This window comes from Stenotrophomonas sp. 78350_Sma (assembly GCF_056482105.1).
The window spans coordinates 4,308,361-4,328,492 of sequence record NZ_CM151182.1 but is presented as its reverse complement, the minus strand read 5'-3'; the positions used below and the strand labels follow the sequence as shown (position 1 = coordinate 4,328,492).

Sequence of the window (20,132 nt, the reverse complement as noted above, 5' to 3'; positions counted from 1 at the left end):
TGCGAGCGCCCGGCTGGGGCGGCGAACGTTGGGAATGGGTCTGGAAGAAACTGCGTCCAGAGGGTGCGGCACGCGAACGCGGCCGGATGTGCCGACACTATCATCGGCCTGCGGCGCCGTGCAAGGGCCGCCGGGAACAGCATTCATCATGGACGCGGGGCGCCCGCCGGCAGCCGCGGGCGGCGGCTGCCGGAAAACAGCAGGATCAGGCCAGGGCCTTGTCCAGCAGGCCGGCCAGCTGGGCCTTGCCCACCGCACCGATCTGCTCGCCGACCTTCTCGCCGTCCTTGAACACGACCAGGTACGGGATCGAACGCACGTGGTACTTGGCGGCCAGCGCACGGTTGTGGTCGACGTTGACCTTGGCGATCTTGGCGCGGCCCTGGTAGGCGTCGGCCAGTTCGTCCAGCGCCGGGGCGATCATCTTGCACGGGCCACACCATTCGGCCCAGAAATCGACCAGCACCGGTTCCTTGGAATTCAGCACTGCGCTATCAAAGTCGGCGTCGCCGACATGTACAACCTTGTCGCTCATCTTGGTTTCTCGTCTTGGATTGCACCCGGCCATGCCGGAGGTGGGTGAACTGGGCCATGCCCGGTGGCGCGACCCTCGTCGTTGCCTCGCGGCGCACTGCCGCGGTGCGTTCGGCGGGATGCCTGGACGCTCACGGCCGGCAGTGTACCCCTATCGCAGGGCGGGGACAGGCGCCGGCTGGAACCCAGCGTATCGTGATCGCTTCGAAGCTCGGTATGTGTCGGATTTCACTGTCTTCCCGAAGATGGGGGTGGCAGCGGGCGACACCAGCGGGCCCGGCCGGGTCGTTCAAGTCCCGTGTGGCTGGATGAAGATCGAGCGTCTCTTCGGTTCCTGAGACAGGGCATTCCGGTTTGCTGGCCCGAGTGCGTTAAACTGGGCCATTGTGCGGCGCGCGGACCGGGTGGTCCCAGCCGGCCAACCCGCCGCAGGGGCCGCAGTTTGCGACGGTGCCCCTAGACGATGAAGTGCCAGCCGCCCCACGGGCCGGCGGCCATACCAAGACGGACTCATGAGCGACAAACCGCTGACCGATTTGACCTTCTCCTCCTTCGAGCTGCATCCGGCCCTGCAGGCCGGCCTTGAAGGAGCCGGATTCACCCGCTGCACCCCGATCCAGGCGCTGACCCTGCCGGTCGCGCTGCCCGGCGGTGATGTTGCCGGCCAGGCCCAGACCGGCACCGGCAAGACCCTGGCCTTCCTGGTTGCTGTCGTGAACCGCCTGCTGACGCGTCCGGCGCTGGCCGACCGCAAGCCGGAAGATCCGCGCGCCCTGATCCTCGCCCCGACCCGCGAACTGGCCATCCAGATCCACAAGGATGCGGTGAAGTTCGGTTCCGACCTGGGCTTGCGCTTCGCCCTGGTCTACGGCGGCGTGGATTACGACAAGCAGCGCGAACTGCTGCAGCAGGGCGTGGACGTGATCATCGCCACCCCGGGCCGCCTGATCGATTACGTCAAGCAGCACAAGGTGGTCTCGCTGCACGCCTGCGAGATCTGCGTGCTGGACGAAGCCGACCGCATGTTCGACCTGGGCTTCATCAAGGACATCCGCTTCCTGCTGCGCCGCATGCCGGAGCGCACCACCCGCCAGACCCTGCTGTTCAGTGCCACCCTCAGCCATCGCGTGCTGGAGCTGGCCTACGAGCACATGAACGAGCCGCAGAAGCTGGTGGTCGAAGCCGAGACCATCACCGCTGCCCGCGTGCGCCAGCGCATCTACTTCCCGGCCGACGACGAGAAGATCCCGCTGCTGCTGGGCCTGCTGTCGCGCAGCGAAGGCGCGCGCACCATGGTCTTCGTCAATACCAAGGTGTTCGTCGAGCGCGTCGCCCGATCGCTGGAGAAGGCCGGCTACCGTGTCGGCGTGCTGTCCGGCGATGTGCCGCAGAAGAAGCGCGAGAGCCTGCTCAACCGCTTCCAGAAGGGCCAGCTGGAAATCCTGGTGGCCACCGACGTGGCTGCGCGCGGCCTGCACATCGACGGCATCAAGTACGTCTACAACTACGACCTGCCGTTCGATGCCGAAGATTACGTGCACCGCATCGGTCGCACCGCGCGCCTGGGTGAAGAGGGCGACGCGATCAGCTTCGCCTGCGAGCGCTACGCCATGGGCCTGCCGGACATCGAGGCCTACATCGAGCAGAAGATTCCGTCCGAGCCGGTCACCAAGGAACTGCTGACGCCGCTGCCGCGCCCGGAACGCCCGGCACCGGCTGCAGGCGAGGAAGGCGAGGACAACGAAAGCGTCGGCCAGATCTTCCGCGAAGCGCGCGAAGCCCGTGCCGCCGAGGAAGAGCGTCGGGGCGGTGGCCGTAGTGGCGGCCGTTCCGGCGGTGGTGGTGGCCGTGGTGGCCGTGACGGTGAGCGCAGCGGCGAACGCCGTTCGCGTGGCCCGCGCAAGCCGCGCGTGGAAGGCGAGCAGGGCGCTGCCGCCCCGGCCGCCGGCGCCGAAGGCGCCACCGCCCAGGCTCCGCGCCCGCCGCGCCCGCCGCGTGCCGAAGGCGCACCGGAAGGTGCGGTGGACGGCGAGCACAAGCCGCGCAAGCGCCGTCGTCGTCGCCACGGCCGTCCGGTCGAGGGTGCCGAGGGCGTGCAGGCCAATGCCGGCAATGGCGCCAGCCCGGTCACCCCGGTGCAGGTGGTGGCCAAGCCGGTGCGTACCGCCGCAGATACCGGCGATTCGTTCCTGACCCGCATCGGCCGCAAGATCCGCCGGATGCTGTCGGGCAACTAAGCCGGCGGCACCCGACCGTTGGTCGGGTGGCCTTGAGGTGTGCCGACCAACGGTCGGCACCCACCAGGCCGGACGGTTTTCGCCGGGCATGGCCCGGCGCTACCGATCCGTCGCGCCGGTCCTGCATAATCAGGGCATGAGTGTCCTGCGCTTCGACAATGTCAGCAAACAGTACGCCGGTGGCCACGAGGCGCTGACCGATGTCAGCTTCGAGGTCGCGCCGGGCGAAATGCTGTTCGTCACCGGCCATTCCGGTGCGGGCAAAAGCACCCTGCTCAAGTTGATCCACCTGGACGAGCGGCCCAGCCGTGGCGCGGTGGTGTTCGACGAGCGCAACCTGCTGAAGGTGCGTGGGGGCGACATTCCCCGCCACCGCCGCGCGGTCGGTGCGGTCTACCAGGACCACCGACTGCTGATGGACCGCTCGATCGCCGAGAACGTAGCGCTGCCGCTGATCCTGCGCGGCACCCGCCGTGGCGACATCGGCAAGCGCGTGCGCTCGGTGCTGGAACGGATGGGCCTTGGCCATCGCGAGAAGGCACTGCCCTCGCAGCTGTCCGCCGGCGAGCAGCAGCGCGTCGGCATCGCCCGCGCCATCGTCGGCGAACCCAAGCTGCTGGTGGCCGACGAGCCGACCGGCAACCTCGACCCGACCCTGGCGGCGGAGATCATGGCCCTGTTCGCCGAGCTGCCCGCGCGCGGCACCAGCGTGCTGGTGGTCAGCCACGACCTGCCGCTGCTGCGCCGCATGCGCAAGCGCGTGCTGATCCTCGACCACGGCCGGCTGGTGGATGACATCTCGCCGCAGGACCTGGCGGAGTAACGCATGGCGAAGAACGAAAACAGCGAAGCCGCCGCCCCCTCGCGCGTGGGCGTCTGGTTCCAGCACCACGCGCACAGCGTGGTGTTCAGCCTCGGCCGTGCCTTCCGCAAGCCGTGGGCGACCCTGCTGACGGTGATGGTCATGGCGCTGGCGCTGGCCCTGCCGCTGGGCCTGTCGATCGCGCTGGACAACCTCAAGCAGTTCGCCGGCAGCGTGCAGCAGTCGCGCGACATCAACGTGTTCCTGAAGGGCAATGTCGATGGCCCCGGCGCGCTGCGCCTGGCCGGCCAGCTGCGCGACCGCGATGACGTGGCCGAAGTGAACGTGCGCACGCCCGAACAGGGCCTGCAGGAACTGCGCGATGCCGGCCTTGGCGAGGCGATCGACGCACTCAATGACAACCCGCTGCCCTCGCTGCTGGTGATCACCCCCGGCCAGGGCAAGGACGATGCACGCCTGGCACGCGCGCTGGAGAGCCTGCCCGAGGCCGACCTGGTGCAGCACGATGCACTGTGGCGCCAGCGCCTGGATGCCTGGCTGGCGTTCGGTGCACGGCTGGTGCAGGTGCTGTCGGTGCTGCTCGGCGTCGGTGCCGCGCTGGTGGTCGGCAACACCGTGCGCCTGGACATCCAGGCCCGCCGCGAAGAGATCGGCGTGCTGCAGCTGCTCGGCGCCAGTGATGGCTTCATCCGCCGCCCGTTCCTGTACCTGGGCGCGTGGTACGGCCTGGGGGCCGGTGCGGTGGCGCTGGCCCTGATCGGTGCCGCCGGTGCCGCGCTGCGCGTGCCGCTGGCCGAACTCTCCCGCAGCTATGGCAGCCCGTTCGTGCTGCACGGTCTGGACCTGCTGCATGGCGGACTGGTCCTGCTTGGCACGCTGCTGCTCGGCTGGCTGGGCGCGTGGCTGGTGACCGGCCACTTCCTGCGCCAGACCCGCCCGACCGACACCTGAGACCGGCATGCAACCGCAAGCGCTGAAGCACCTTGATGGGCCCGCCACGCGGGTGATGGTGGTCGATGGCTCGAAGCTGGTGCGCAAGCTGATCGCCGATGTCCTGAAGCGCGACCTGCCGGGCGTGGAGGTGATCGGCTGCGACAGCATCGAGGATGCGCAGCAGGCGCTGGCGCAGGGCCCGGTGGATCTGGTGACCACCTCGCTGACCCTGCGCGATGGCGACGGCCTGGCACTGGCACGGATGGTGCGCGAAGCGGCCGGACAGGCCTACGTGCCGGTCATCGTGGTATCCGGCGATGCCCAGCAGCATCTGGAACAGCGCCGCTTCACCGAGTACGTCACCGACTATTTCGACAAGGCGCTGGGCCACGAGGCGCTTGCGACCTTCATTCGCGGCTACGTGCAGCCACAGACCATTCCCGGCGCGACCATCCTCTACATCGAGGACAGCCGCGTGGTGGCCGAGGCCACCAAGCGCATGCTGGAACGCCAGCAGTTGAATGTGCTGCACGTGGTCAGCGCCGAAGAGGCGTTCACCCTGCTCACCGCCGAGTCGCTGGGCCGCAGCCGCCACCGCATCGACCTGGTGCTGACCGACGTCACCCTGAAGGGCGAGCTGAGCGGCCGCGACGTGGTGCAGCGCGTGCGCGTGGACTTCGGCTACGGCAAGCGCCGCCTGCCGGTGCTGGTGATGACCGGCGACGGCAACCCGCACAACCAGACCGGGCTGCTGCAGTCCGGTGCCAACGACCTGGTGCTGAAGCCGATCGAAGAGCGGCTGCTGGTCACCAAGGTGCTGTTCCAGCTGCGTCTGGCCCGGTTGAACGATGGACCCCTGATTCGATGAAGTGGCGCAATGATTGATGAAGTAGCGGACACCCCGACGATCCAGCTGGAACCGAGCTGGAAGCAGCATGTCGGCGATTACCTGTTGCAGCCGCAGATGCGCGAGCTGTCCAGCTTCCTGCGCCAGCGCAAGGCCGGTGGCGCGGCGGTGTTCCCGCCGGGCCCGCAGATCTTCTCCGCGTTCGATGCCACGCCGTTCGAGCAGGTGAAGGTGGTGATCCTCGGCCAGGACCCGTACCACGGCCGCGGCCAGGCGCATGGCCTGAGTTTCTCGGTGGCGCCGGGCGTACCTGTGCCACCGTCGCTGCTGAACATCTACAAGGAGATCGAGAGCGATCTCGGTCTCCCGCGCCCGGACCACGGCTGCCTGATCCCGTGGGCGCAGCGCGGCGTGCTGCTGCTCAATGCCGTGCTGACGGTGGAAGAGGGCAAGGCCGGCGCACACCAGGGGCGTGGCTGGGAAGGTTTCACCGACCACGTGGTGGATGTGCTCAACCGCGAACGCGACGGCCTGGTGTTCATGCTCTGGGGCGCGTACGCGCAGAAGAAGGGCAAGGTCATCGACACCCGCCGCCACCGTGTGCTGAAGTCGCCGCACCCGTCGCCGCTGTCGGCCCACCGTGGCTTCCTCGGCTGCCAGCATTTCTCGATGGCCAATGAGTACCTGCAGCGCCGCGGCCAGGCTCCGATCGACTGGTCACTGCCGCCGCGTTCGGCGCTCTGAGCGGGCCGGGCAGGAGCCCGGCGCCGCCAGCGATGGCTCAGTGGCCCGCTGCTGGCGCGCTATCCGCACGCCGATAGTAGGCACGCGCGCCTTCGGCGATCACGCTCAACGCCTGCACGCTGCCATCGCCGCCGCGATGGAACAGCAGTTCCGTCCCCGCGCTGCCTGCCAGGAAACGGACGGGTGTCAGCGCCTGCAGCGCGACCGGTGTATCACGCCCGGGCAGGCGCAACTGCAGTCCAGCATCGACCGCCTGCACGTCCAGGGTGGTGATGTCGAACCAATCGGCCAGGCCACTGCGCAGATCCATGGGCAGGGTGTCATCGAGTACGAAGCGGCCGCTGAAGCGTGGATAGCCATCCACCAGCAATGCGGGATCCAGCGTGCGGATGACCGGCTTGGCGTTGTGGCCGAGTGCATCGGACAGGGCATTGCGGATCTCCCCACGCAGTGCGGGGCCGTTGTCGCCATTGGTCAGGATGACGAATCCATCGCCGCTCTCCGGGTAGCCTTCGATGCCGGCGTGATAGCTGTCATTGCTGCCATTGTGGAAGAAGCGGCGACCGGCACCGGTGCCGGCCAGCTCCGGTCCCAGGCCACGACCGGCCGGCGCCACTTCGCTGACCATCTGCAGGGCCAATGGCTGCGGCAGCCATCCATCCTCCGTGCGGATGCTGCGCAGCAGGGCCGCGACGAACAGGCCCATGTCGTTGGCGCTGGTCCACAGCCCGGACGCCGCCTGTTCCGGAAAGCTCTGCCAGCCGCGTGGCAGGGCCTCCGGCAGGCCCTTGTTGTCGTGCGCATGGGCAACGTTGCCGTAGCTGGAAGGCAAGGGGTTCCGGTACGTGCTGCGGGACATGCCCAGTGGCGCGAACACCTCGCGACGTGCGACGTCGGCGAATGCTCTGCCGGTCAGGTCTTCGATCGCCAGCTGCACCACCGTGTAGCCGCCACCGGAATAGTCGACCTGCTGGCCGGGTGTGTGGATCAGGCGTATCGGTTCATTCTTTGCAGGCGCCAGTCCATCCAGTGTCTGCAGCAAGGTCGGCAAGCGTTCGGCGGGCTGGTAGTCCTGGAAGCCATGCACATTGAAGCCGGCGGTGTGCGAGAGCAGCATGCGCAGGGTGATCGGCGGGTGCAGTCCCTGCGCATCGGCAGGTACATGCCAGCGGCGCAGGCGGGGATCGATGTTCTCCTCCAGCGAGACCTTGCCGGCAGCAACCAGCTTCAGGGTGGTCGCCGCAGCGCCCATCTTGCTGACCGAGCCCACCGAGAACACGGTATCGGCATCCACCGCGTCGCGCGTGCCCGCCTGGCGCAGGCCGTATCCGGCGGCGTACACCACCCGTCCATCGCGGATCACCGCAACGGCGGCACCCGGCACCTTGTAATGGGCAAGGCGTTCCTCGATCGACCATCGCGGCAGCGCCGCACCCAGCGGGGCCGTGCCGGGGCGCAGGCCATGGGCCATTGCCTGGGCAAAACGCGCAGCGTCTCCAGCGCCGGCGTCGGTGGCCATCACACGGAACGGGGTCAGGCAGACCAGCAGCGAACACAGCAACAGGCGGTTCATCATCGACATCCTTGCAGGAGTGGAAGGGGGTTGGAATCGGCGCAGGCGTTGCCGCGCACGCCTGCCGCGTCCGGTCGTTGCGGGTGGAACGGGTCAGCGCCGCAGTGCAGGAGGCGATGCGGCGGCGACGTCAGCGTCGTTCGCGGCGGGCGCCCTGCGCCAGCAGGTAGTCGCGCACGGCGGTAGTGCCGGCCTGGTTCAGCGGTGTCCGCCAACGCCCCAGCCAGCCATCGGCTTCCACGCCCAGGTTGATGTCGGCGCCGTGCGCAAGCAGGTACTGCACGGTGACCAGGTGGCCTTCGCGCGAGGCATTGATCAGCGGTGTCTCGTCATAGGTGACGACCCGGTTGACGTCGGCACCGGCCTGCACCAGTTGCTCGACGATGGGTTGCAGGCCCAGGGCGGAGGCAACGATCAACGGATTGCCTTCGCCCAGTGCGGCGCGATCAGGGTCGGCCCCCAGCTGCAGCAGGGCGTTGACCATCGCCGGGTCGCGTGCGCGGATGGCCTGGATCAGCGCCGTGCCATCGCCGAGCACGCGCGCATCGAGATCGACGCCCGCTGTCGCCAACGCGCGGACCTGCACGAGGTCATGCGTGCTGGCAGCGCGCAGAAGATCGTGGATGCGCGTTTCGGAGGACGCGGGCGCCGACGGTGGCGCCAGCCGTGGTGAGACGGCCACCGCGGTGGCCGTGCAGCCCAGCAGAAGCGTCAGCCCCAGCATCAGCAGGCTGCGGCGCCGCGGTGCCGGTGGTGCAGTCTCGACGAGCTGGTCGATGCGCTGTGCCAACTGGCTGCGCGCGCCGAACATGCCCAGCGCCAGCGTCGGCGCCTCCTCGCGCAGGGCCTGCAGCTGCTCGACACTGGCCAGCAGCGAACCTGCATAGTCCAGGGGTTCGCGTGCCTGCAGCGCGGCACGTGCATCGCAGGCCATTTCGCGCAGTAGCGCCAGGCGTACCTGGGCAACGTGCAGGAGCGGATTCCACCAGAACAGTGCTGTTCCCGCCCGCAGCAGCGTGCTTGTCCACAGGTCGCGTCGCTGCAGGTGTGCAACCTCGTGGCGGACGATGTCGCGCAGCACGCTGTTGTCCAGGCGGGCCAGCAGCGGGCGCGGCAGCAGGATCGTGGGGCGCCACAGGCCGACGACCATCGGCCCGTCGACGGCGCAGGTGGCGATCGTCACGTGGGCGGGCACGATGTCGGCCAGGACCGCGCGCAGTCCGGCGGTTGCCGGTTGCGCCAACCGCCGCAGCCGGCGTGCGTGCAGCATCGCGTCCAGCAGGCGCATGCCCAGCCACAGGGTGCCAAGCAGCCACAGCATTGCAAGCAGTGTCGGCAGGGTCTTCGGCAGCTCAACATAGTAGATGTCGGGCTGTCGTCCGGCTTCGAAGATGGCTTCATCCGCCGTTGCCCCTTCGCCGGGCATGGGGTGGAACGCGGCTGCGGGCGGTGCCGGTGCGGGCAGGGTGGTCGACCATCCCGGCAGGAAGGCGCTGAGCGGTAGCAGCAGGGCAACTGCCATCGCGGCGGTCAGCAGCCAGGAACGTTGTTCGGCACTGAGGGCCCGCCGCCGTGCGAGCCACAGCGCGGGCAGCAGCACAACTGCAGACAACAGCAACTGTCGAACGCCCAGTGCCATCGCCAGGTCGATGAGGTTCATTCCTTCCTCCCGGCCCTGGCATCGCTGATGCGCTGCTGCAGTGCCTGCAGTTCGTTGCGGTCGATTTCGCGTTCGTCCACCAGGTGCTGCGCAAGCACGTTCGGCGAGCCCTCGAAGAACTGATGCAGCAGATGGTCGAGCGCTTGCCGGCGGGCCTGCTCGCGGCTGAGCGTGGCGTGATAGATGTAGGCGCGACCTTCCTGGCGATGACTGACAAAGCCCTTCCTCGCCAGCACGTTGAACATGGTCAGCACTGTGGTGTACGCGACCGGTTTGTGTTCGCCGAGTACATCGGCCACTTCGCGCACGGACGCTTCGCCCTTGTCCCAGAGGATGTCCAGGATGGCCTGCTCGGCCGGGGTGGGAGTCTGGGAGACGGGGCGGGCCATGCGCATCTACGTATGAATTAGTTGATGCATCGGAGCATGCGGTTGCAGGGCTGTCAACGGGTTTTTTAGTAGTAAAGCATCGGGCCTGCGGCGCTCGGGCCTGAACACTTGGCAACATCCCTTGCCCTGAATGGGGCTCCGGGCCTACCCGTTCAGCTCCGCTTGACCGGAATCGGCCGGATTTCAGTGCGTAATTGATTGAATTCCAAGGGATTGTGAATCCCGAAAAGCGTGCTCGCCACTGTCATCAAATCGCGCTACGGTAGGGCTCTGTTTGGGACCAGTGTTGCATCAATAGGATGCTGGAACTTTTTCCTCCTTTAGCAGTCCAAATCCCGGACTGCTAAGATGGGTGCCTATGAGCCAGAACACCTCTACTGCCCTTGTGGCAAACAATCTCCCGATTCCCAGTGCGCTCGGTTCGCTGGACGCCTACATCGGTGCCGTGCACCAGATCCCGGTGCTGTCGGTCGATGACGAACAGGACCTGGCCCGTCGCTTCCGCGACGGCAACGATCTGGACGCCGCCCGCGAGCTGGTGCATTCGCACCTGCGCTTCGTGGTGCACGTGGCCCGCGGTTACAACGGCTACGGCCTTGCGCTGGGTGACCTGATCCAGGAAGGCAACATCGGCCTGATGAAGGCGGTCAAGCGCTTCGACCCCGAAATGGGCGTGCGCCTGGTGTCCTTCGCCGTGCACTGGATCCGTGCCGAGATGCACGAGTTCATCCTGAAGAACTGGCGCATCGTGAAGGTCGCCACCACCAAGGCGCAGCGCAAGCTGTTCTTCAACCTGCGCAAGTCGAAGACGCGCCTGGGCTGGATGAACGCGGCCGAAGTCAGCGCGGTGGCCAAGGACCTGAACGTGTCCGAGCGCGAGGTCATGGAAATGGAGTCGCGCCTGTCCGGTCGCGATATCGGTTTCGATGCGCCGACCGACGAGGACAACGAGCATGCGCCGCCGTCGCCGGCTGCGTTCCTGGTCGCCAACGACGAAGATCCGTCGATGGCCTACGAACGTGCCGACAGCGAAGACAACCAGATGCAGCTGCTGCGCGAAGGCCTGGCCGAGCTGGATGCCCGTTCGCGCGACATCATCCGTCGCCGCTGGCTGGATGCCGACAGCAAGGTGACGCTGCAGGAGCTGGCTGACGAGTACGGCGTGTCGGCCGAACGCATCCGCCAGGTGGAAGCGAACGCGCTGAAGAAGATGAAGGCGCTGTTCACCGCGTAAGGCGGGGTGGCGTCGCAATTGTGAAAGGCCCGGCAGCAGTGCCGGGCCTTCTTCGTTTGCGGGGCTTGGCCACGCATGGCGTGGTTCTACTCTGACGCCAGAGCGGTGATTGTGCCGACCGGGTCATGTGCTGGATGCTGGTGTTCACGCCGTACCACGCAGTGGCACGGTATGATCATGCCACGCATCTTCCGCACACGAAGTTTCAATCGCAGTATGCGTAGGACCACCCTGTCCGACGCTGCGCTGTACCGGTCGGTACGTGAAATGGAAGCGGGTCTGGTGGATGCTGATCTTGGCGGCGGAATCTTCAAGAAGCGCGTTGCGCTGCCGGGGCGAGGAAAGCGTGGGAGCGTTCGAATCATCGTCGCCACACAGCGAGGCGGGCATTGGTTCTTCCTTTTCGGCTACGAGAAGAATGAACGTGCTGCGATCACGAATGCGGAACGGGACGCGCTGCAGTTGTACGCATCGGAGTTCCTGAGAATGAGTACGGCGCAGCTGAATCGTGCCGTGGAGTACGGGGATCTACAGGAGATCGGCCATGACGAAGACCCCTGAGCGACGGCGCGCGAAAAGTGCGCTTCTTGAAGCGGTGCATGATGCTGCTGTGAGTCTGCACGCGCATGGCTTCATCGATAAACGTCGGTTGAGCAGCTACGAAGCGCTTTGCCTTGAGCCGGTCCCTGAGTACAGCAGTGCCCAGATCCGTGCCCTGCGTACGTCATTGCAGCTCAGTCAGCCGGTCTTTGCGGGGGTTCTCAATACCAGCGTTTCCACCGTACGCAGCTGGGAGCAGGGCGAAAAGAAACCCAGTGGACCGTCACTGAAGTTGCTTAACCTGATTGATCGGAAGGGTCTCGAAGCAGTCCTGTAAAGCAAAGACCCGGGCATTGCCGGGCCTTTCTGTTTTTCGCGGCGCTCTCATCCACGCATGGCGTGGATCTACCTCACCCCTCGCGTGCGATCGCGCGCCAGCCGATGTCGGTACGGTGGAACTCGTTGGCCCAGCTCACCTTGGCCACGCCCGCGTAGGCATTGGCCTGCGCATCGCGCACGCTGTCGCCGAGCGCGGCCACGCACAGCACGCGGCCGCCGGCACTGACCACCTGGCCCTGTGCATCCAGTGCCGTACCGGCATGGAACACCTTGGCGCTGGCCGGCACATCACCCAGGCCGGAAATCACGTCACCGGTGATCGGCGCTTCCGGGTAGGGCTTGGCGGCCAGCACCACGCCCAGCGACGGGCGCGCGTCCCACTGCGCCTGAACCTGGTCCAGGCGGCCGTCGATGGCCGCTTCCACCAGCTCGATCAGGTCCGACTGCAGGCGCAGCATTACCGGCTGGGTTTCCGGATCGCCGAAGCGCACGTTGAACTCGATCACCTTCGGCGCGCCACTGGCATCGATCATCAGGCCGGCATAGAGGAAGCCGGTGAAGGGGATCCCATCGGCGATCATGCCCTGCACGGTCGGGTTCACCACCTCGCGCATCACGCGGGCGTGCACTTCCGGCGTCACCACCGGCGCCGGCGAGTACGCGCCCATGCCGCCGGTGTTCGGACCGGTGTCGCCGTCGCCGACGCGCTTGTGGTCCTGCGAGGTGGCCATCGGCAGCGCATGCACGCCGTCCACCATCGAAATGAAGCTGGCTTCCTCGCCGTCGAGGAATTCCTCGATCACCACGCGCGCACCGGCATCGCCGAAGGCGTTGCCCGAGAGCATGTCACGCACGGCGTCTTCGGCTTCGGCCTGGGTCATCGCCACGATCACGCCCTTGCCGGCGGCCAGGCCATCGGCCTTGACCACGATCGGTGCACCCTTCTCGCGGATGTAGGCCAGGGCGGCGTCCACGTCGGTGTGCACGGCGTAGAACGCGGTAGGGATGTTGTGGCGGGCCAGGAAGTCCTTGGCGTAAGCCTTGCTGCCTTCCAGCTGCGCGGCGGCGGCGGTCGGCCCGAAGATGCGCAGGCCGGCGGCGCGGAAGCGGTCGACCACGCCGGCCACCAGCGGTACTTCCGGGCCGACCACGGTCAGCGCCACGCCTTCGGCCTGGGCCAGCGCCAGCAGGCCGTCGATGTCGGTGACCTTCACCGCTACGTTGCGGCACTTGTCTTCGCTGGCGGTGCCGGCGTTGCCGGGCGCCACGATCACTTCGGTGACACGGGAGGACTGGGCCAGCTTCCATGCCAGGGCGTGTTCGCGGCCGCCAGAGCCGATGACAAGTACGTTCATCACGAGATTCCAGATTGCGTGGGAAGGGAAGGTCGATGTCCCCGGCGGCGCAGGTGCTTCATTCGCAGCCTTCGCGTCGCAGCGATTCGGGGAAGGAATAGGCCCAGGTCTTCGGGTCCAGGGTAAAGCGGTGTTCCTGCTGGACCTGCTTGCTGCCACAGGTGGTGCCGGATTCCTCGATCAGCAGCGGCCAGATGCGCGCGCTGCGGTCGCTGTCGTCGAAACGCAGGGCGAAATCGATGCTGAAGCGGCGGGTGCGGCAGTCCTCGGCGGTGTCCGGGTCGGTGCCGGCGTCCAGGTTGTCGCACTCGTACTGGGCGTCATTGTCGATATGGCTGCGCACGCTGCCACTGGCCACCAGGCCGTTCGGGCCCGGCAGGATCAGCGACTGCGAGAGCAGCGAGAAGCCCTGCCCGAACCAGCCGTCCTCGACACGGAAGCCATAGAAGTCGCTGCCGGCGCGGATGACGTTGACGGTGCCGGGCTGGCCGCCGCTGCCGAGGCGCTCGCCGCTCAGTTCGCTGGTTACATCGAAGCCATCGCCCTTGGGGCGCAGCACGAAGAAGTCGATCGTGCCCGGGTCGATGTGCGCCCCTTCGGACAGTGCGCCGCAGACCGCCAGCAACTGCTGCCAGCTGTCGCCGCTCACCACCGGTTGCTCGGCGCAGACGTGCCAGTCCATCGCGCGGGTTTCGCCGTCGTCGTTCCAGCTGCCGCGCCATTCACCAGAAAGCTTGGCGTTGCTGCCGTAACGCTGGACCAGGAAGGCCTGCAGTCGCGCGGTACGGCTCACGTGCGCCGTCGGCTCGGCAGGGGCCGGCGTGGCGGCCTCCGACGCCGGCGCAGGCGCCGCTGCAGGCTTGCAGCCGGCCAGCGCGGCCGCGCCCGCGAGGGCAAGCACGGCCAGCGATTTCATCGAAACTGTGGACATCCGTGTCGCTCCAGGATCAGTGGCGGAAGTGGCGCACGCCGGTGAACACCATGGCCAGGCCATGTTCGTCAGCGGCGGCGATCACTTCGGCATCGCGCATCGAACCGCCCGGCTGGATCACCGCCTTGATGCCGGCGGCAGCGGCGGCATCGATGCCATCGCGGAACGGGAAGAACGCATCGGAGGCCATCACCGAGCCCTGGACCACCAGGTTCGCATCGGCGGCCTTGATGCCGGCGATACGGGCTGAGTAGACACGGCTCATCTGGCCGGCGCCGACACCGATGGTGCGGTTGTCCTTGGCATAGACGATCGCATTGGACTTCACGAACTTGGCCACCTTCCAGGCGAACAGCAGGTCGGTGAACTGCTTGTCGGTCGGCGCCAGCTTGCTGACCACCTTCAGTTCGTCGCGGGTCATGCCGCGGTTGTCCGAGGACTGCAGCAACAGGCCCGAGCCGACGCGCTTGCTGTCGAAATTGTTCAGGCCATCACCATGCGGAATGCGCAGCACGCGCACGTTGGCCTTCTTCTGCGCGTACTCCAGCGCGGCCGGCTCGTAGTCCGGGGCGATCAGCACTTCCACGAACTGGCGGTCCAGGATCACCTTGGCAGTGGCAGCGTCGAGCGGCTTGTTGAAGGCGATGATGCCGCCGAAGGCGCTGGTCGGGTCGGTGGCGTAGGCCAGCTCGTAGGCATCGCCGTTGCCGGCACCCACCGCCACGCCGCACGGATTGGCGTGCTTGACGATCACGCAGGCCGGCGCGTCGAACTGGCGCACGCATTCCCACGCCGCATCGGCGTCGGCCAGGTTGTTGTAGCTCAGTTCCTTGCCCTGCAGCTGCTGGAACGTGGCCAGCGTGCCCGGCACCGGGTACAGGTCGCGGTAGAAGGCGCCGCTCTGGTGCGGGTTCTCGCCGTAGCGCAGGTCCATCACCTTCACGAAGGTGGAGTTCATCTGCGCCGGGTACTCGGCGCGGGCCGGCACGGCGGCGTCGGTGGCGGTGACCGCCGACAGGTAGTTGCTGATCGCGGCGTCGTACTGGGCAACGCGGTTGAACGCGGCCACCGAGAACGCGAAGCGGGTGGCGGCCGACAGCTGGCCGTCGTTGGCGTCCAGCGAGGCCAGCAGTTCGGCGTACTGCGACGGGTCGGTGGCCACCGCCACGCGGGCGAAGTTCTTGGCTGCCGAACGCAGCATGGCCGGGCCGCCGATGTCGATGTTCTCGACCGCGTCGGCCAGGGTGCAGTCGGCCTTGGCGGTGACCGATTCGAACGGGTACAGGTTCAGCACCAGCAGGTCGATGGCACCGATGCCGTGCTCAGCCATCACCGCATCATCCAGGCCCGAACGGCCCAGCAGGCCGCCGTGCACCATCGGGTGCAGGGTCTTGACCCGGCCGTCCATCATTTCCGGGAAACCGGTGACGTCGGCCACGTCCTTCACGGCCAGGCCCGCATCGCGGATCGCCTTGGCGGTGCCGCCGGTGGACAGCAGCTCCACGCCGCGTGCCGCCAGCGCAGTGGCCAGCTCGACCAGACCGGTCTTGTCGGAAACGGAGAGGAGGGCCCGGCGGACGGGCAACAGATCAGCAGTCATGGGACAGAATCGGCAGCGGAGCGGGGCCGATATTGTAGGCGGTGGGGGCCGGTGGCGGGCGCTGGAAGGGGTAATTTGCCGTGGCAATCGGCGTAAGGCCGGGTCGGGCACACCGGTCCGGCCCGATCCGGGGGCTGGGCTGCGGACCAGAGCCGGGTTGTCGGAATCTGCCAGCGATGGGGTAGGCTGTGCCCGCACTGCCAAGGATCAGCGGGTACGGATCATGTCGATCTATGCATTGAAAGGACGTTTCCAGGACCTGTTGCGTCCAGTCGTACGCGGTCTGTTCCGCATGGGGATCACTGCCAATTCGGTGACCGTGGCCGCTGCCGTGGTCTCGCTGCTGGTGGCTGTCGCGGTCTGGTGCTGCGCGCCGGCCAAGCCCCTTCTGTACCTGCTGCTGCCACTGTGGATGCTGCTGCGCATGGCGCTCAACGCCGTGGACGGCATGCTGGCCCGCGAGTTCGGCCAGCAGTCGCGGCTGGGCGCCTATCTGAACGAGGTGTGCGATGTGATCGCCGACGCGGCGCTGTACCTGAGCCTGCTCAGTGTGCCGGGCGTGCGCCCGGAAGCGCTGTGGCTGCTGGCCTGGACCGCGGCGCTGAGCGAGTACGCCGGCGTGCTGGGGCTGATGGTCGGGGCCAGCCGTCGCTATGACGGCCCGATGGGCAAGAGCGATCGCGCGTTCGTGATCGGCGTGCTGGGCCTGCTGCTGGCGTTCGGCTGGGGCGGTGCGATGACGGTCAGCGGTGTGGCCGCTGCGATGGCAGTGCTGTGCGGGGTGACGATGGTCAACCGCGTACGTCGGGGATTGCAGGAAGCGGCGGTTTCGCCGAATTAATCAAGCAGATACAAAAAGACAATCAGGAGATTGCATGCGTCAGGCGCAGGAACGGGAATTCCACAGCTTCGACCAGGTACCGCTGTTCTACCGGTACTGGGCGAGCACCACGGCAACCCCGGCCACCAAGGCCATCGTGCTGCTGCACCGTGGCCACGAGCACTCCGGCCGGGTCACTCACCTGGTTGACGAGCTGGACCTGCCCGACACCGCCTTCTTCGCCTGGGATGCGCGCGGCAATGGCCGTTCGCCGGGCGCACGTGGCGATGCACCGGGCTTCCCGGCGCTGGTGCGTGACCTGGACAGCTTCATCGCCCACATCGGTGCCGCGCATGGCATCGCGGTGGAAGACATCGTGGTGATCGCGCAGAGCGTGGGCGCGGTGGTTGCTGCCACGTGGGTGCACGATTACGCACCGCGCCTGCGTGCACTGGTGATGGCCTCGCCCGCGTTCAAGGTGAAGCTGTACGTGCCGTTCGCACGCCCGGGCCTGGCATTGATGCAGAAGCTGCGCGGCAACTTCTTCGTCAACAGCTACGTCAAGCCGCAGTGGCTGACCCATGACCCGGCGCGCGTGGAGAGCTACCGCACCGATCCTCTGATCACCCGGCCGATCTCGGTGCGCGTGCTGCTGGGCCTGTACGAGGCCGCCGACCGCATCGTTGCCGATGCGCAGGCGATCAGCGTGCCGGTGCAGCTGCTGGTGTCCGGTTCGGATTTCGTCGTGCATCGTGGCCCTCAGGACCGCTTCTACGAGCGCCTGTCCAGCCCGATCAAGGAGCGCGTGCACCTCCCGGGCTTCTTCCACGACACGCTGGGCGAGCGTGATCGCGCGCCGGCACTGGCGCGTATCCGCAGCTTCATCCAGGCACGTTTCGCCGAGCCGCTGCGTGAGCTGTCCCGTCGCGATGCGCACCGCCACGGGCCGACCTTCGAAGAATCGGAGATCCTGGCGTGGCCACCGGAACGCAACAGCCTGGCCGACCTGCGCTGGCGCGTGGTGCGTGGCGGCCTGCGTTTCGGCGGGACCTTGTCCGAGGGCATCGCGCTGGGCCTGCAGACCGGTTTCGATTCCGGCAGCACGCTCGACTACATCTATCGCGACCAAGCGCGTGGCAAGGGCCCGCTGGGCCGCATGGTCGACCGCAACTATCTGGATGCAATCGGCTGGCGCGGCATCCGCGTGCGCGGCCAGCACCTGCAGGAACTGCTGCGCGATGCCGCCCAGCGCCTGCGCAGGCAGGGCACGCCGGTGCGCGTGCTGGACGTGGCCGCTGGCCATGGCCGGTATGTGCTGGAAGCGCTGGGCCAGGGCGAACAGCGCGCCGACCGCATCGTGCTGCGTGATTTCAGCGATCTGAACGTGACCCAGGGCCAGGCATTGATCGAGCACCTCGGTGCGGCCGACATCGCGCGCTTCGAGCAGGGCGATGCGTTCGATCCGGCGCAACTGGCCAAGGTCGATCCAGCACCGACACTGGCGGTGGTGTCGGGCCTGTACGAACTGTTCCCCGACAACGATGCGGTGCTGCGCTCGCTGCAGGGCATCGCCGCAACGGTGCCGGTGGGCGGCTACCTGGCCTACACCGGCCAGCCCTGGCACCCGCAGCTGGAATTCATCGCCCGTGCGCTGACCAGCCACCGCGGTGGCGCGGCCTGGGTGATGCGGCGCCGGACCCAGCAGGAAATGGATGAGCTGGTGCGCCTGGCCGGGTTCGAGAAGGTGGCGCAGCGCATCGACGAATTCGGCATCTTCACCGTGTCGCTGGCGCGCCGGACCGCGTGATGGCGACGCTGGCCGCACCCCCCCTGGCCGTGGAAGGGCGCCCCTGGCGGCGCGCCCTGCTGTGGCTGGCCCTGCTGGGACCGTTCTTCTTCGCCAGCTATGGCTTCGCCAATTGGATGGCCGGCCGCCACGCCGCGCTGCCGGTGATGGCGTTCGCCTGGGAAACCCGCATTCCGTTCGTGCCGTGGACGATCGTGCCGTACTGGTCGATCGATCTGTTCTATGCCATCTCGTTCTTCCTGTGCCGGCAGCGCCTCGAACTGGACCGGCATGCATTGCGGCTGTTCAGTGCACAGCTGATCGCGGTGACCTGCTTCCTGCTGTGGCCGCTGCGCTTCAGCTTCGAGCGGCCGGAGATCGGCGGCGTGTTCGGTTGGTTGTTCGATGTGCTGCTGGGCTTCGACAAGCCGTTCAACCAGGCACCATCGCTGCACATCGTGCTGCTGATCGTGCTGTGGGTGAAGTTCGCGCAGTACCTGCACGGCGTGTGGCGCTGGGTGCTGCATGCATGGGCATTGCTGATAGGCGTCTCGGTGCTGACCACGTTCCAGCATCATTTCATCGATATCCCGACCGGCCTGCTGGCGGGGTGGCTGTGCGTCTGGCTGTGGCCGGAGCAGGGCACGCCGCCGCTGCGCGCCTGGCGCACCGCGCGTGATGCCAAGCGCTGGCGATTGGCGGCGTTTTACCTGCTGGGGGCGGTGCTGCTGCTGGCGCCGGCGGTGATGCTGCGCGGTGCGGCGTTGTGGCTGCTGTGGCCGGTGGTGTCGTTGCTGCTGGTGGCGCTGGCGTATGCCGGGCTGTGTACGGCGGTGTTCCAGAAGCGCGCCGATGGTCGCCTGACCATGGCGGCACGCTGGCTGCTGGCGCCGTACCTGGGCGCAGCCTGGATCAATTCGCGGCTGTGGACGCGGCGTGCGCCGCAGCCGGTTCCCGTGATGGATGGCGTGTGGCTGGGGCGCATTCCCTGCGCGGCGTTGCCGCCACCCTTGGTGGGCGTGGTCGATGCCTGTGCCGAGCTGTCCTGCCGCGCGCCGGGCGCCGCGTATGCCAGCGTGCCGATGCTGGACCTGGTGGTCCCTGCACCGGAACAGCTGCGCGAGGCGGCCGAGGCCATCGAGCGGCTGCATGCGCAGGGGCCGTTGCTGGTGTGCTGTGCGCTGGGCTATTCGCGCAGCGCCGCCAGCGTCGCCACCTGGCTGCTGCGCAGTGGTCGTGCGGCCGATGCGAACGCGGCAGTGGCGATCGTGCGGGCTGCACGCCCCGGCATCGTGCTGGGCGCGGCGCATCTGCATGCCATGACTGCTGCGGCCGGAGCGCGCGCATGAGCACGGTTCCCGATCTGGTAACCATGCAGGTGCTGCTGCGCCAGGGGCGTTGGCCGGCGCTGCTGTCGCTGGGCCTGTTGCTGGTGGCACTGCTGCTGCTCGGCATCGAGCCGGGGCTGGCGATGATCGCTGCCGGCCTGTTGCTGCTCAGTGTTGCCGCGGGCATCGCACAGGCCTATCTCGCGTGGAGGGTGGCGCTGGACGCCAGCCTGCTGCAGCTGCTGCGCGATGAGGGCCTGGACGGCGATGCTGCCGCGCGCCGCACCGATCAGCTGCTGCAGGACAGTGGCCTGCGCCGCGCGTCGCCCGATGCGCAACTGCGGGGCTGGGACGCGCGCTGGGCCGGCATGCGCCGCCTGCTGCTGCGCCAGTACCTGCTGACCGCGGTGCAGTTCGCACTGCTGGTGCTGGCCGTGTTGTGGCCGCAGACGTGAACGG

Annotated in this window: 19 protein-coding genes; 12 read left to right on the top strand and 7 right to left on the bottom strand. The window is 67.5% G+C overall.

All coding sequences use genetic code 11. The features are described from left to right. Positions 1 to 205 precede the first annotated feature (205 nt). On the bottom strand, positions 206 to 535 hold the full coding sequence (gene trxA / locus ACZK4H_RS19950) for a thioredoxin (RefSeq protein WP_005411275.1): 330 nt from the start codon (positions 533 to 535) through the stop codon (positions 206 to 208). 511 nt (positions 536 to 1,046) lie between these two features. Here trxA and rhlB point away from each other — a divergent pair. From rhlB to ung, 5 genes are all read left to right on the top strand, one after another. After that, complete coding sequence (gene rhlB / locus ACZK4H_RS19945; protein WP_099555244.1) at positions 1,047 to 2,771, top strand: ATP-dependent RNA helicase RhlB; 1,725 nt, start codon at positions 1,047 to 1,049, stop codon at positions 2,769 to 2,771. A gap of 136 nt (positions 2,772 to 2,907) precedes the next feature. Beyond that, positions 2,908 to 3,594, top strand: coding sequence for a cell division ATP-binding protein FtsE (ftsE, locus tag ACZK4H_RS19940; protein ID WP_099555246.1), 687 nt, complete (start codon positions 2,908 to 2,910; stop codon positions 3,592 to 3,594). Between the two features lie 3 nt (positions 3,595 to 3,597). Beyond that, positions 3,598 to 4,545, top strand: coding sequence for a permease-like cell division protein FtsX (gene ftsX, locus ACZK4H_RS19935; RefSeq protein ID WP_099555248.1), 948 nt, complete (start codon positions 3,598 to 3,600; stop codon positions 4,543 to 4,545). A gap of 7 nt (positions 4,546 to 4,552) precedes the next feature. After that, on the top strand, positions 4,553 to 5,395 hold the full coding sequence (locus tag ACZK4H_RS19930) for a response regulator (RefSeq protein ID WP_099555250.1): 843 nt from the start codon (positions 4,553 to 4,555) through the stop codon (positions 5,393 to 5,395). A 9-nt stretch (positions 5,396 to 5,404) separates the two neighbouring features. Beyond that, positions 5,405 to 6,118: a uracil-DNA glycosylase gene (gene ung / locus ACZK4H_RS19925; protein WP_099555252.1), complete on the top strand. Its 714-nt coding sequence runs from the start codon at positions 5,405 to 5,407 to the stop codon at positions 6,116 to 6,118. Positions 6,119 to 6,155: 37 nt separating this feature from the next. Here ung and ACZK4H_RS19920 read toward each other — a convergent pair whose 3' ends face one another. The 3 genes from ACZK4H_RS19920 to ACZK4H_RS19910 form a co-directional block, all read right to left on the bottom strand. Continuing rightward, a complete protein-coding gene (locus ACZK4H_RS19920) occupies positions 6,156 to 7,691 on the bottom strand; it encodes a serine hydrolase domain-containing protein (protein WP_239503797.1) in 1,536 nt (511 codons plus the stop codon). Between the two features lie 130 nt (positions 7,692 to 7,821). Then, positions 7,822 to 9,351: a M56 family metallopeptidase gene (locus ACZK4H_RS19915; protein ID WP_099555256.1), complete on the bottom strand. Its 1,530-nt coding sequence runs from the start codon at positions 9,349 to 9,351 to the stop codon at positions 7,822 to 7,824. Next, the gene (locus ACZK4H_RS19910; RefSeq protein ID WP_099604047.1) at positions 9,348 to 9,740 is read right to left on the bottom strand and encodes a BlaI/MecI/CopY family transcriptional regulator; all 393 of its coding nucleotides are present in this window, start codon (positions 9,738 to 9,740) and stop codon (positions 9,348 to 9,350) included. Before ACZK4H_RS19910 ends, ACZK4H_RS19915 begins: the two co-directional genes overlap by 4 nt. Positions 9,741 to 10,098: 358 nt before the next feature. Here ACZK4H_RS19910 and rpoH point away from each other — a divergent pair, with 358 nt between their 5' ends. The 3 genes from rpoH to ACZK4H_RS19895 all read left to right on the top strand — a co-directional run bounded on the left by rpoH (position 10,099) and on the right by ACZK4H_RS19895 (position 11,851). Continuing rightward, complete coding sequence (rpoH, locus tag ACZK4H_RS19905) at positions 10,099 to 10,974, top strand: RNA polymerase sigma factor RpoH (protein WP_049428989.1); 876 nt, start codon at positions 10,099 to 10,101, stop codon at positions 10,972 to 10,974. A 177-nt stretch (positions 10,975 to 11,151) separates the two neighbouring features. Next, a complete protein-coding gene (locus ACZK4H_RS19900; RefSeq protein ID WP_185959227.1) occupies positions 11,152 to 11,535 on the top strand; it encodes a type II toxin-antitoxin system RelE/ParE family toxin in 384 nt (127 codons plus the stop codon). After that, a complete protein-coding gene (locus ACZK4H_RS19895) occupies positions 11,519 to 11,851 on the top strand; it encodes a helix-turn-helix domain-containing protein (RefSeq protein ID WP_019338970.1) in 333 nt (110 codons plus the stop codon). The genes ACZK4H_RS19900 and ACZK4H_RS19895 overlap by 17 nt, the downstream gene beginning before the upstream one ends. A 73-nt stretch (positions 11,852 to 11,924) precedes the next feature. Here ACZK4H_RS19895 and purD read toward each other — a convergent pair whose 3' ends face one another. Genes purD through purH form a run of 3 tightly spaced genes read right to left on the bottom strand, consistent with a single transcriptional unit; the run spans position 11,925 to position 15,739 of the window. Continuing rightward, the gene (purD, locus tag ACZK4H_RS19890) at positions 11,925 to 13,208 is read right to left on the bottom strand and encodes a phosphoribosylamine--glycine ligase (protein ID WP_099554406.1); all 1,284 of its coding nucleotides are present in this window, start codon (positions 13,206 to 13,208) and stop codon (positions 11,925 to 11,927) included. Between the two features lie 58 nt (positions 13,209 to 13,266). Continuing rightward, on the bottom strand, positions 13,267 to 14,139 hold the full coding sequence (locus tag ACZK4H_RS19885; protein ID WP_099554408.1) for a hypothetical protein: 873 nt from the start codon (positions 14,137 to 14,139) through the stop codon (positions 13,267 to 13,269). 16 nt (positions 14,140 to 14,155) lie between these two features. Then, positions 14,156 to 15,739 (bottom strand): bifunctional phosphoribosylaminoimidazolecarboxamide formyltransferase/IMP cyclohydrolase, encoded by a 1,584-nt coding sequence (gene purH, locus ACZK4H_RS19880; RefSeq protein ID WP_099554410.1) that lies wholly within the window; start codon positions 15,737 to 15,739, stop codon positions 14,156 to 14,158. A gap of 223 nt (positions 15,740 to 15,962) precedes the next feature. Between purH and ACZK4H_RS19875 the strand changes: the two genes are divergently transcribed. From ACZK4H_RS19875 to ACZK4H_RS19860, 4 genes are read left to right on the top strand one after another with little or no spacing between them, the layout of a single operon-like run. Continuing rightward, positions 15,963 to 16,580, top strand: a complete 618-nt coding sequence (locus ACZK4H_RS19875) for a CDP-alcohol phosphatidyltransferase family protein (protein ID WP_099554412.1) — start codon at positions 15,963 to 15,965, stop codon at positions 16,578 to 16,580. Positions 16,581 to 16,614: 34 nt separating this feature from the next. Then, on the top strand, positions 16,615 to 18,366 hold the full coding sequence (locus tag ACZK4H_RS19870) for a bifunctional alpha/beta hydrolase/class I SAM-dependent methyltransferase (RefSeq protein WP_099554414.1): 1,752 nt from the start codon (positions 16,615 to 16,617) through the stop codon (positions 18,364 to 18,366). A 23-nt stretch (positions 18,367 to 18,389) separates the two neighbouring features. Continuing rightward, the gene (locus ACZK4H_RS19865; RefSeq protein WP_197577864.1) at positions 18,390 to 19,694 is read left to right on the top strand and encodes a phosphatase PAP2/dual specificity phosphatase family protein; all 1,305 of its coding nucleotides are present in this window, start codon (positions 18,390 to 18,392) and stop codon (positions 19,692 to 19,694) included. Continuing rightward, a complete protein-coding gene (locus ACZK4H_RS19860) occupies positions 19,691 to 20,128 on the top strand; it encodes a hypothetical protein (RefSeq protein WP_099554419.1) in 438 nt (145 codons plus the stop codon). Before ACZK4H_RS19865 ends, ACZK4H_RS19860 begins: the two co-directional genes overlap by 4 nt. Positions 20,129 to 20,132 lie beyond the last annotated feature (4 nt).

Bases quoted from the DNA above. Each gene is read 5' to 3' on its own strand.
- ung (WP_099555252.1), top strand. From the start codon at position 5,405: ATGATTGATGAAGTAGCGGACACCCCGACGATCCAGCTGGAACCGAGC.
- ACZK4H_RS19875 (WP_099554412.1), top strand. From the start codon at position 15,963: ATGTCGATCTATGCATTGAAAGGACGTTTCCAGGACCTGTTGCGTCCA.
- ACZK4H_RS19915 (WP_099555256.1), bottom strand. From the start codon at position 9,351: ATGAACCTCATCGACCTGGCGATGGCACTGGGCGTTCGACAGTTGCTG.
- purH (WP_099554410.1), bottom strand. From the start codon at position 15,739: ATGACTGCTGATCTGTTGCCCGTCCGCCGGGCCCTCCTCTCCGTTTCC.
- ACZK4H_RS19870 (WP_099554414.1), top strand. From the start codon at position 16,615: ATGCGTCAGGCGCAGGAACGGGAATTCCACAGCTTCGACCAGGTACCG.
- ACZK4H_RS19860 (WP_099554419.1), top strand. From the start codon at position 19,691: ATGAGCACGGTTCCCGATCTGGTAACCATGCAGGTGCTGCTGCGCCAG.
- ACZK4H_RS19900 (WP_185959227.1), top strand. From the start codon at position 11,152: ATGCCACGCATCTTCCGCACACGAAGTTTCAATCGCAGTATGCGTAGG.
- ftsE (WP_099555246.1), top strand. From the start codon at position 2,908: ATGAGTGTCCTGCGCTTCGACAATGTCAGCAAACAGTACGCCGGTGGC.
- ftsX (WP_099555248.1), top strand. From the start codon at position 3,598: ATGGCGAAGAACGAAAACAGCGAAGCCGCCGCCCCCTCGCGCGTGGGC.
- rpoH (WP_049428989.1), top strand. From the start codon at position 10,099: ATGAGCCAGAACACCTCTACTGCCCTTGTGGCAAACAATCTCCCGATT.
- trxA (WP_005411275.1), bottom strand. From the start codon at position 535: ATGAGCGACAAGGTTGTACATGTCGGCGACGCCGACTTTGATAGCGCA.
- purD (WP_099554406.1), bottom strand. From the start codon at position 13,208: ATGAACGTACTTGTCATCGGCTCTGGCGGCCGCGAACACGCCCTGGCA.
- ACZK4H_RS19895 (WP_019338970.1), top strand. From the start codon at position 11,519: ATGACGAAGACCCCTGAGCGACGGCGCGCGAAAAGTGCGCTTCTTGAA.
- ACZK4H_RS19920 (WP_239503797.1), bottom strand. From the start codon at position 7,691: ATGAACCGCCTGTTGCTGTGTTCGCTGCTGGTCTGCCTGACCCCGTTC.
- ACZK4H_RS19885 (WP_099554408.1), bottom strand. From the start codon at position 14,139: ATGTCCACAGTTTCGATGAAATCGCTGGCCGTGCTTGCCCTCGCGGGC.
- rhlB (WP_099555244.1), top strand. From the start codon at position 1,047: ATGAGCGACAAACCGCTGACCGATTTGACCTTCTCCTCCTTCGAGCTG.
- ACZK4H_RS19930 (WP_099555250.1), top strand. From the start codon at position 4,553: ATGCAACCGCAAGCGCTGAAGCACCTTGATGGGCCCGCCACGCGGGTG.
- ACZK4H_RS19910 (WP_099604047.1), bottom strand. From the start codon at position 9,740: ATGGCCCGCCCCGTCTCCCAGACTCCCACCCCGGCCGAGCAGGCCATC.